Annotated in this window: 9 protein-coding genes; 3 read left to right on the top strand and 6 right to left on the bottom strand. The window is 61.0% G+C overall.

From position 1 onward, the window contains the following. Nucleotides 1–167 precede the first annotated feature (167 nt). The 4 genes from QRN61_RS24870 to QRN61_RS24855 all read right to left on the bottom strand — a co-directional run bounded on the left by QRN61_RS24870 (nucleotide 168) and on the right by QRN61_RS24855 (nucleotide 5,164). Nucleotides 168–323 (bottom strand): DUF2474 family protein, encoded by a 156-nt coding sequence (locus QRN61_RS24870; protein ID WP_285375962.1) that lies wholly within the window; start codon nucleotides 321–323, stop codon nucleotides 168–170. Then, on the bottom strand, nucleotides 310–1,326 hold the full coding sequence (gene cydB, locus QRN61_RS24865) for a cytochrome d ubiquinol oxidase subunit II (RefSeq protein WP_285375960.1): 1,017 nt from the start codon (nucleotides 1,324–1,326) through the stop codon (nucleotides 310–312). Before cydB ends, QRN61_RS24870 begins: the two co-directional genes overlap by 14 nt. A gap of 3 nt (nucleotides 1,327–1,329) precedes the next feature. Then, a complete protein-coding gene (locus QRN61_RS24860; RefSeq protein ID WP_285375964.1) occupies nucleotides 1,330–2,733 on the bottom strand; it encodes a cytochrome ubiquinol oxidase subunit I in 1,404 nt (467 codons plus the stop codon). Nucleotides 2,734–2,839: 106 nt separating this feature from the next. Beyond that, nucleotides 2,840–5,164, bottom strand: a complete 2,325-nt coding sequence (locus QRN61_RS24855) for an FdhF/YdeP family oxidoreductase (protein ID WP_285375958.1) — start codon at nucleotides 5,162–5,164, stop codon at nucleotides 2,840–2,842. A 357-nt stretch (nucleotides 5,165–5,521) separates the two neighbouring features. Between QRN61_RS24855 and moaA the strand changes: the two genes are divergently transcribed. Further along, the gene (gene moaA, locus QRN61_RS24850) at nucleotides 5,522–6,520 is read left to right on the top strand and encodes a GTP 3',8-cyclase MoaA (protein ID WP_027611712.1); all 999 of its coding nucleotides are present in this window, start codon (nucleotides 5,522–5,524) and stop codon (nucleotides 6,518–6,520) included. 35 nt (nucleotides 6,521–6,555) lie between these two features. Continuing rightward, nucleotides 6,556–7,455 carry a bestrophin family protein gene (locus QRN61_RS24845; RefSeq protein WP_183780640.1) on the top strand — a complete coding sequence of 300 codons (900 nt, stop codon included), beginning with the start codon at nucleotides 6,556–6,558 and terminating at the stop codon, nucleotides 7,453–7,455. 257 nt (nucleotides 7,456–7,712) lie between these two features. Here QRN61_RS24845 and QRN61_RS24840 read toward each other — a convergent pair whose 3' ends face one another. Next, the gene (locus tag QRN61_RS24840) at nucleotides 7,713–8,918 is read right to left on the bottom strand and encodes a molybdopterin molybdotransferase MoeA (protein WP_285375956.1); all 1,206 of its coding nucleotides are present in this window, start codon (nucleotides 8,916–8,918) and stop codon (nucleotides 7,713–7,715) included. Next, a complete protein-coding gene (moaB, locus tag QRN61_RS24835) occupies nucleotides 8,915–9,454 on the bottom strand; it encodes a molybdenum cofactor biosynthesis protein B (protein ID WP_027611709.1) in 540 nt (179 codons plus the stop codon). The genes QRN61_RS24840 and moaB overlap by 4 nt, the downstream gene beginning before the upstream one ends. A 285-nt stretch (nucleotides 9,455–9,739) precedes the next feature. Between moaB and QRN61_RS24830 the strand changes: the two genes are divergently transcribed. Continuing rightward, on the top strand, nucleotides 9,740–10,639 hold the full coding sequence (locus QRN61_RS24830) for a LysR family transcriptional regulator (protein WP_027611708.1): 900 nt from the start codon (nucleotides 9,740–9,742) through the stop codon (nucleotides 10,637–10,639). Nucleotides 10,640–10,799: the final 160 nt, after the last annotated feature.

Genomic DNA, 10,799 nt, shown 5'->3' with positions numbered 1-10,799 from the left:
CATCGATGTCGTCTGACCTATCGCCATCGCTGGCAAGCCAGCTCCCACAATGATTAGCAGTGTTCTCACCTCTTCCAATCAACCCCCAGCTCCCACAGGTTAATCAGTCATCCGAAGGATGGGGAGGCACAAAAAAAACCGGAGTCATGGCTCCGGTTTTTTTATTGTCAGTGGGTCCTCATCCCCGCTGCATACATCGCCAGTTTCAGTACACTCGCCACCACGGCGAGTGACACGACACTGCCGAACCAGATCAGCAACAACCAGCCCAGGCGCTTGTACCAGCGGCTGGATCTGACCTCACGCGAATCAATGGTAGCCATCGCCAATCCTCACTTTGCCGCGGAATACGTAGTAGCTCCAGAAGGTGTACATCAGGATCACCGGCAGGATGAACAGTGCGCCGATCAAGGCGAACAACTGGCTCGAAGGCGGAGACGCCGCCGCCCACAGGCTCACCGAGGGCGGGATGATGTTTGGCCAGATGCTCAGCGCCAGGCCGATGTAACCGAGCAGCATCAACACCAAAGTGAACACGAACGGCCAGTGGGTGTGACGCTGACGCAAGGTGCGCAGCAGCCCGAACAACGCCAGCAGCGCCAGCACCACCAACCCGGCGAACACCATCAGGTGTCCGCTGGTCGACCAGCGAGTGGCCAGTTCCGGCTGCAACTTAAGTGTCCACGCACCAATCACCACCACCATCGCCGTCAGCAACCACGCCAGCGGCCGGGTGAACAGACGCATCCGCGACTCGAGCATGCCTTCGGTCTTGACCAGCAACCAGGTGCTGCCCAGCAGCGCATACGCCACCACCAGACCGACGCCGCACACCAGCGGAAACGGCGCCAGCCAGTCCAGGCCGCCACCGGCAAACTGCCGATTCACCACGGGAATGCCCGACACGTAGGCGCCGATCGCCACACCCTGGGAGAACGTCGCCAGCAGCGAACCGCCGATGAACGCCTTGTCCCACCAGTGACGCTTTTGCGCTGACGACTTGAAGCGAAACTCGAACGCCACGCCACGGAAAATCAGCCCGCAGAGCATCAGGATCAGCGGCAGGTACAGCGCCTCCAGAATCACTCCGTAGGCCAGTGGAAAGGCGCCATACAACGCCGCACCACCGAGCACCAGCCAGGTTTCGTTGCCGTCCCACACCGGGGCGACAGTATTCATCATCACGTCGCGCTCCTGCTCATCCGGGATCAGCGGAAACAGGATCCCCAGGCCCAGATCGAAGCCGTCCATGATCACGTACATCATCACCCCGAAGGCGATGATCACACCCCAGATCAACGAGAGATCGATACCTTGAATACCCATGACTCAGTGCTCCTTCATCGGCGCGGTAGCCGCCGAAATAGGCCGGCGCGGGGTTTGCAACTGATCGCCCTCCGGCGGATGTTCGTGATGGGGCTGCGGGCCCTTGCGCACCAGTTTCATCATGTAGCCGATGCCCACGGTGAATACCGAGCAGTAGATCACCACGAACAGCAACAGCGAGGTGCTCATCTGCGCCACCGAGTGGTGCGACGCGGCGTCATGGGTGCGCATCAAGCCGTAAACCACCCACGGCTGACGCCCGACTTCGGTAGTGATCCAGCCGGCCAGCAACGCGATCAACCCGCTCGGCCCCATCAGCAATACCAGACGCTGGAAGCCGCGATGCTGATAGAGCTTGCCGCCACGGCGCAGCGCCAGACCGAGCACACCGACAAGGATCATCAACATGCCCAGCCCAGCCATGACGCGGAAGCTCCAGAAGATGATGGTCGAGTTCGGCCGGTCCTCTTTCGGGAAGCTCTTGAGCGCCGGGATCTGCTTGTCGAGGCTGTGAGTCAGGATCAGGCTGCCGAGGTACGGGATTTCCAGCGCATATTTGGTCTTCTCCGCCTGCATGTCGGGGATGCCGAACAGCACCAGCGGCGTCGGGCCGTTGTCGGCGTTTTCCCAGTGACCTTCGATGGCAGCGATTTTTGCCGGTTGATGCTCCAGGGTGTTCAAACCATGGGCGTCACCGACCACTGCCTGAATCGGCGCCACGATCAGCGCCATCCACAACGCCATGGAAAACATCCTGCGCACCGGCGCGGTATTGTTGCCGCGCAGCAAATGCCAGGCCGCCGACGCGCCCACGAAGAAGGCCGTGGCGACGAACGCGGCGATCGCCATGTGCGCCAGACGGAACGGAAACGACGGGTTGAACACGATCGCCAGCCAGTCCAGCGGCATCACCCGCCCATCGACGATTTCAAAGCCCTGCGGCGTCTGCATCCAGCTGTTGGAGGCGAGAATCCAGAACGTTGAAATCAGCGTGCCAATGGCAACCATCACCGTGGCAAAGAAGTGCAAGCCTCGGCCGACGCGGTTCCAGCCGAACAGCATGACCCCGAGGAAACCGGCCTCAAGGAAGAACGCCGTCAGCACCTCATAGGTCAGCAACGGCCCGGTGATGCTCCCGGCGAAGTCGGAAAAGCCGCTCCAGTTGGTGCCGAACTGGTACGCCATGACCAGCCCCGAGACCACGCCCATGCCGAAGTTGACGGCAAAGATCTTCGACCAGAAGTGGTAGAGATCGCGGTAGGTGTCGTCACGGGTTTTCAGCCACAGGCCTTCGAGTACCGCGAGGAAACTCGCCAGGCCGATGGTGATCGCCGGGAAGATAATGTGGAACGAAACCGTGAACGCGAATTGAATTCGCGCCAGGTCCAGTGCCTCCATGTTGAGCATGATGATGTCCTCATCCAGGCTGAAAAGCGGCAGCACGTCGCCGGGCCACCGCCAGGCGCGAACGCCTGCAGCCAGTCAAATTGCCAAGGTTTTTATAAGTAGCGGGTCAGGCCAGCGATGACGGGATCAGGTTGCTGACCTTGGCCGCTTCGAGGCGAATCGCGACGAATTTCGAGGTCGGCGTGTAGGTCCGGTCGCCGTAGCTTTCCAGCGGCACCAGCGGGTTGGTTTCCGGGTAGTACGCCGCCGCCTGACCGGGCGGAATGTCGTAGGCGATCAGGGTGAACCCGCTGACCCGGCGCTCGCGCTCGTCATCCCACAGCGCCACCAGATCGACCTTCTGCCCCGGTTCGAAACCGAGACGCTGGATATCCTGTTCGTTGGCGAAGATCACGTCGCGCATGCCATAGACCCCGCGATAACGGTCGTCGAGCCCGTACAGCGTGGTGTTGTACTGGTCGTGGGAGCGCATGGTCTGCAGGATCAGATCCGGCTTGACCGGCAGGTTGCGCACGCCTTCGCTGATCAGGTGTTCCGGCAGCACGCACGGGGTGAACTGGGCTTTGCCCGACTCGGTGTTCCAGACCCGATCCGAGGCGTCGTTGCCAAGGTGGAAGCCACCCGGGGTCAGCAGTTTTTCGTTGAAGTTTTCGAAGCCCGGAATCACGTCGCCGATCAGGTTGCGGATGCGTCCGTAATCGCCCACCGCCCACTCCCAGTCGATTGGATGCTTGCCCAAGGTCGCGGCGGCAATCCCGGCAATGATCGCCGGCTCGGACTTCAAGTGCGCCGACTTCGGTTTCAACTGACCGAACGACAAGTGCACCATGCTGAAGGTGTCTTCCACGGTCACGCCTTGCGGGCCTTCGGCCTGGATGTCGATGTCGGTGCGACCGAGGCACGGCAGGATCAATGCGTCGCGACCGGTGACCAGATGGCTGCGGTTGAGCTTGGTCGAAATGTGCACGGTCAGGTCGAGTTTGCGCATCGCTTCGTGGGTTCGCGGGGTGTCCGGCGTGGCTTGGGCAAAGTTGCCGCCCAGACCGATAAACACTTTGGCTTCGCCACGCTCCATCGCACCGATCGCCATCACCGTGTTGTGGCCGTGCATGCGCGGTACTTTGAAGTTGAAGCGTTTTTCCAGCGCGTCCATCAGCTCCTTCGGCGCCAGTTCGTTGATGCCCATGGTGCGGTCGCCCTGCACGTTACTGTGACCGCGCACCGGCGACAGGCCGGCGCCCGGACGGCCAACGTTGCCGCGCAGCAGTTGCAGGTTGATGACCTCCTGCAGGGTCGGCACCGAGTGCACGTGTTGGGTCAGGCCCATGGCCCAGCACATGATCACGCTCTTGGCGCGGCCATACATGCGCGCGGCCAGTTCGATGTCGTGCAACGGCACGCCGGACTGCTCGAGGATGTGCTCCCAGGTCGTGGCGTCGACTTCTGCCAGGTAGCTGTCCAGACCCGAGGTGTGCTCGGCGATAAACGCATGGTCGAACACCGGTTCGCCACCGCTGGCCTGGGCTTCACGTTCCCACTGCAGAAGGAATTTGACCATGCCGCGAATCATCGCCATGTCGCCACCCAGGGCCGGGCGGAAGTACGCGGTGTTGGTCGCTTCCCAGCCGTTGCTGAGCATCTCGATCGGGTTCTGCGGGTTCTGAAAACGCTCCAGGCCACGCTCTTTCAGCGGGTTGATGCACACCACCTGCGCGCCGCGTTTCACCGCTTCACGCAGTGGTTCGAGCATGCGTGGATGGTTGGTGCCGGGGTTCTGGCCGATGACGAAAATCGCGTCGGCGTGGTGCAGATCCTCATAGACCACGGTGCCCTTGCCCACGCCCAGCGTCTCGCCCATGCTCACCGCACTGGCTTCGTGGCACATGTTCGAGCAGTCGGGAAAATTGTTGGTGCCGAAGGCGCGGACGAACAACTGATAGAGAAACGCCGCTTCGTTGCTGGCCCGGCCCGAGGTGTAGAACTCGGCCTCGTGCGGCGATTTCAGACCCTTGAGGTGTTCGGCGATCAGCGCGAACGCGTCTTCCCAGGTGGTTTCCACATAGCGGTCGACCCGCGCGTCGTAACGCATCGGGTGGGTCAGACGGCCCTGATATTCCAGCCAGTAGTCGCTCTGCTCGGCCAGGCTCGATACCGTGTACTTGTTGAAGAACGCCGGATCGACCAAGCGCCCGGTGGCCTCCCAGTTCACCGCTTTGGCGCCGTTCTCGCAGAACTTGAGCATGCTCGCACCGGGTGCTTCACCCCAGGCACAGCCCGGGCAGTCGAAGCCGCCGTTCTGATTGGTCTTGAGCATGGCGCGGATGTTTTTCAGGGCGTTTTCACTGCCCAGCCAGCTTTTGGTCAGGCTGATCACAGCCCCCCAACCGGCAGCGGCACCCTTGTAAGGTTTGTAACGGTCGACTTGTGACATGGGACATCTCCATGACGATGCACACAGGTATGAACCTGATCTTGGTTAAACAGCGACGGCCGACTTTGCACAGCAATAAAGTGGTCGTTTCAGTTGCCGGAGCAAGGATATGAACCGTTACAAAACATTGTCTAATCGCTATTTATGACCACATTATCGAAACCCTCTATCACGGCGAAAAACCCTTTATTTACGGGGTGTTGCGAAACTAAAGCGGTAACTTTCGAGAAAAAATAATTGATCATCGACGCGCTCAATCAAGCGTTCACAAACAGTGATTGGACGCGGTCTGAAGTTGCCCATAACCTGCGGCAACCTGGTCCGTAAATGCGGACTTATCACTCCTGCGAGGCTGTCATGTCAGAGCGTGTCTTGATCGATGGTTACAACCGCCGCGTCGACTATCTGCGCATGTCGGTCACCGACCGCTGCGACTTCCGCTGCGTGTATTGCATGGCCGAGGACATGCAGTTTCTGCCGCGTCAGCAGGTGCTGACGCTGGAGGAGATTTATCAACTGGCGCAGAGCTTCGTGACGCTGGGCACGCGCAAGATTCGCCTGACCGGCGGCGAGCCGCTGATTCGTCCGGGCGTGGTCAAGCTGTGCGAGCAGATCGCCGCCCTGCCCGGCCTGCGTGAACTGTGCATGACCACCAATGGCTCGCAGCTGGGCAAACTCGCCGCGCCGTTGTTCGACGCCGGGGTCAAGCGGCTGAACATCAGCCTCGACAGCCTCGACCCGGATCGTTTCAAGCAAATGACCCGCACCGGTGATCTGGCACAGGTGATCAGCGGCATCGATGCGGCGCGCAAGGCCGGTTTCATCCGAACCAAACTCAACGTGGTGGTGATGCAGGGGCGCAACGATCAGGAGATCAACGATCTGGTGAGCTTTGCCATCGACCGCCAGCTCGACGTCTCCTTCATCGAGGAAATGCCGCTGGGGATCATCAGCGAACACAGCCGCGCCGAGTCGTTTTTCTCCAGCGCCCAGGTGCGCGAAAAAATCGCCGAGCGCTACACCCTGATCGACTCCGCCGAGTCGACCCAGGGCCCGTCGCGCTACTGGCGGCTGGCCGAGGCGCCAGACATTCGTCTGGGCTTTATCTCGCCGCACAGCCACAATTTCTGCGGTACTTGCAACCGGGTGCGGCTGACTGTCGAGGGGCGCCTGCTACTGTGTCTGGGTAACGAGCATTCGATGGATCTCAAAGCCGTGTTGCGCGCTCATCCGGGGCAACCAGAGCGGCTGGAGAAGGCCATCATCGAAGCGATGAAACTCAAGCCGTATCGGCACAATTTCGAAGTGAACGACGACGTTCAGGTCGTGCGCTTCATGAACATGACCGGCGGCTGAGCCGCCCTCACCCTGCGTAACCGGGATCACCCAGCATGATCATCAGACCCAAGGTCAACCAATTCGCCATCCTCTTCACCCTCAAGGGTTCGATCGCCAAACGTATCGCCCTGCGCACCCTGATGGTCACCCTGCTGGCTTCTGCCATCGTGCTGATTGAAATGCTCCATCCGAGCAACTTCACCAAGGTCAACGCCACGCCGTTCACCCTGCTCGGGCTGTCGCTGTCGATCTTCATGAATTTTCGCAACAACGCCTGCTACGACCGCTGGTATGAAGCGCGCAAGGCCTGGGGCGATGTGCTGGTGCACATCCGTTCGGTGATTCGCGAAACCCATGTCATCCGCGAATCGGCGCAGCGCAAGCCGTTGCTGCTCAACCTCTGCGGGTTTGCTCATGCGCTGAATGCGCGATTGCGCCGGGAAAGCGAAGCGGCGGCCAGCAGCAAGTGGATCACCCCGCAACACGATGCGCAGGTGCCGGACTACAGCGGACGGATTCTGCAGCAGGTCGGCCAGCAATGTTCGGATCTGCATCAAAGCGGTGAACTGAGCGAGTGGCGCTACATGCTGCTGGCCAATCACCTGACCAGCCTGACTCAGGCACAAGCGGTGTGCGAGCGGATCAAAAACACCCCGCTGCCCTTCCCCTACACCTTGCTGCTGCACCGCACGATCTACCTGTTCTGCGTCCTGCTGCCGTTCGCCATGGCCGAACCGCTGGGCTGGCTGACCCCGCTGTTCACGGCGATTGTCAGCTACACGTTCTTTGGTCTGGATGCGATTGCCGATGAACTGGAAGACCCGTTCGGCCGCGACGAAAACGATTTGGCGACTGACTCGCTGGTGCGCACCATCGAGCGTGACATTCTCAGCGAACTGGGCGAAACCGACCTGCCGCCGATGTTGCTGCCGGTGGACTATGTGCTGAGCTGAGCTCGCTCCCTCTGTAGGAGTGAGCCTGCTCGCGATAGCGGTCGCCCAGTCAGTAAAGATGTTGACTGTGCCGCCGTCATCGCGAGCAGGCTCACTCCTACAGGTTCCAGGTACACCCCGCAGAATGGCTGATCATCACACATCCAAATGTGGGAGCGAGCCTGCTCGCGAAGAGTGCCTGTCAGTCAACACTGATGTTGTATGACACGCCGCCTTCGCGAGCAGGCTCGCTCCCACAGTTCTGATTTGTGTTGGGGTCAGAACAGTTCGTTGAAGGGTATGAAACGCAGCGGATCGCCAATGCCGTGGGTGCTGTTTTCCGGCACTTCCACCAGCCCATCGGCCCAGGTCGCTCCGAGCAAAACGCCGGAACTCTGGTTCGGATACAACACCGCGCGCCCCGCCTCCAGCCGCACCCGCAAGTACTCTCGACGACTGCCAGCCTTGTTCCAGGCGAACCCGGCATTCACCGTGAAGCTCAACGGCATGACCTCTTCCACGCCCTGAATGCGCAGCAGGTACGGCCGCGCCAGCAGGCCGAAGGTCACCAGCGCCGAGGTCGGATTGCCCGGCAGGCCAATCACCGGCACCGTGCCGAAATGGCCCACGGTCAGCGGTTTGCCAGGCTTGATCGCCAGCTTCCACAGCAGCGGTTTGCCGTCCTCACGCAGCACCTGCCCGAGGCAATCGGCATCGCCGGCAGACACCCCGCCGGTGGTCAGGATCAGGTCAGCCGCCACTTGCAGTTGCTCAAGCTTGAGCCGCGTCTGCGCCGGGCGATCCGGGAGGATCCCGGCGTCGATCACCTCGCAGCCCAGTTCCTTCAGCCAGTGGCCGAGCAGCACACGATTGCTGTTGTAGATGCTGCCGGGACGCAGCGGCAGGCCCGGCTCGACCAGTTCGTCACCGGTGGACAGCAGCGCCACGCGCGGGCGCCGCACCACGTGCAACTGTGCCAGCCCTTGCCCGGCGGCGACCGCCAGTTCGAACGGCCCGAGGCGTTTGCCGGCACGCAGCAGGATGTCGCCGACGCGGTTTTCCTGACCCTGCGCGCGAATGTTCTGCCCCGCCTTCAAAGGCTGCAAAAAACGCACGCGACCGTCCTCCAGCACTTCGACGTTCTCCTGCATCTCGACGCAGGTAGCACCAGGTGGCAACGGTGCGCCGGTAAAGATCCGCGCGCAGGTGCCGGGCAATAGCGCGTCCGGTGCCAGACCGGCGTAGACCTTCTGCGACACCTTCAGCGGCTGACGATGCAGATCGGCCAGGTTCAAGGCATAACCGTCCATGGCGCTATTCGGCCATGGCGGCAAGTCGAGCGAGGCGACCAGATCACTGGCCAGCACCCGACCACGTGCCTCGTCGAGCGGCAGTATTTCGCTGTCGGCCAGACGTTGCTCATTGGCCATACCCAGCAATTGGTCGAGGGCGTCCTCGACCGGCATCAACCCTGCCTTGCTCATCCGCGCGGCCCACAGGCAGCGACTGATTTGAGGTGCGGCACAAAGTTGCACGGGCGGTGGCGGTTATCCAGTTGCTCGGCGAGGATACCTTCCCACGCTGTGCGACAGGCACCGGTCGAACCCGGCAGGCAGCACACCAGCGTGCCGTTGGACAGCCCGGCCAGCGCGCGGCTTTGCACGGTCGAGGTGCCGATGTCGAGAATCGAAATGGCGCGGAACAACTCGCCAAACCCGTCGATCTGCTTGTCGAGCAGACAGGCCACCGCTTCCGGCGTGCTGTCGCGCCCGGTGAAACCAGTGCCGCCGGTGATCAGCACCACCTGAATGCTGTCGTCGGCAATCCAGTGCGCGACCTGGGCGCGGATCTTGTACAGGTCATCCTTGAGCAGGTTGCGTTCGCTCAAGGTATGACCGGCCTCCAGCAAGCGGCTGACCAGCAATTGGCCGGACGTGTCGCTCGCATAATCGCGAGTATCGCTGACGGTCAGTACGGCTATGTTCAGGGGGACAAACAGGGCATCCGCTTTCGCACTCATGGGAATCTCCGGCAGTAGTCAATCAGATTGCCAAGCAGCCTAAGTGCCACTTATGAGTACTGTCTAATCACTCTGGCCAACCACATTATCGAGCTGCTCTATCGGCGCCGTTGACCTCGGCCGACGCCTTTGAAACCATGGGCGATAGAGCTAATCGATAGGCTTTTCAATTCTTCCGATTGGACGCAGATACAGGCAGGTGAGATCGTCACACCTCGCGTTTTTCGTGCGCTGCGCGCATCTGCGTCAATACTCAATCCAATTTCTCAACGAGCAGGTGCCTGCGTGGACATCAAACAACTCAAGTTCCTGATCGCACTGGACGAAACCCGACACTTCGGCCAGGCCGCCGCCCGCTGCCACATCACCCAGCCGACCCTGTCGATGCGTCTGCGCAATCTGGAAGATGAGCTGGATCTGGTGCTGGTCAATCGCGGTCAGCGCTTCGAGGGTTTCACCCAGGCCGGCGAACGGGTGCTGGCCTGGGCGCGCACGCTGCTGGCCGCGCATGACGGCCTGTTCGCCGAAGCGGCGGCGTGCCGCGGGCAACTGGTCGGTAGCTTGCGCCTGGGTCTGGTGCCGCTGAGCAATTTCAACCCGGTCAATTACATTCAGAGTTTGTCCGGGACCTATCCGGAGCTGAAATTCAGTCTGTCGTCGGGGAGTTCCGACGAGATCATCGCCGGCCTGGGCAACAACCAACTGGATCTGGGCGTGTGCTACCTCGACCACGTCAACCCGAACTATTTCGATTTTTTCGAGATCGGCGAAACTCGCGTCGGTCTGCTTTACGACAACCGTCACTACCATTTCGAAGGCTCGGAAATGAGCTGGGAAGACGCCGCCGAACTGCCGCTGGGGATGATCACCACCGGCATGCATTACCGCAAATCCATCGACCTGAGCTTCCGCAGTCGCGGGCTCAATCCGCAGCCGATCATGGAAAGTGATTCGACCTATCAACTGCTGCAGGCGATCCACCAAGGATTCTGCTGCTCGATCATGCCGCTGGACAGCGGGCTGGAAGAGCCGATCGAACACCTGTCGTTCATGCAACTGCCGGATGCCAGCGTGCTGGCGCCGCTGGGGCTGGTAATGCGCAAGACCGAGCCGCGTTCGGCGATAGCCGAGAAGTGTTTTGCCGAGGCGCGCAAGTTGTTCGGGGTTGAGTTGCCGGTTGCTTGAGTGATCTCTCCAGACATTGATGCTGGCTGTCAGACCGTCTTCGCGAGCAAGCCCGCTCCCACAGGTTGAATGCATTTCAATTGTGGGAGCGGGCTTGCTCGCGAAGAGGACCGCCCAGCGAATACACATTTCGGATATAACAGCGGTGATCGACCCACCC

The sequence above is a fragment of the Pseudomonas sp. lyk4-TYG-107 genome (genome assembly GCF_030209055.1).
Classification (GTDB): Bacteria; Pseudomonadota; Gammaproteobacteria; order Pseudomonadales; family Pseudomonadaceae; genus Aquipseudomonas; species Aquipseudomonas putida_A.
The sequence above is the reverse complement of the archived record's forward strand: the minus strand, read 5'-3'. Positions and strand labels throughout refer to the sequence as shown.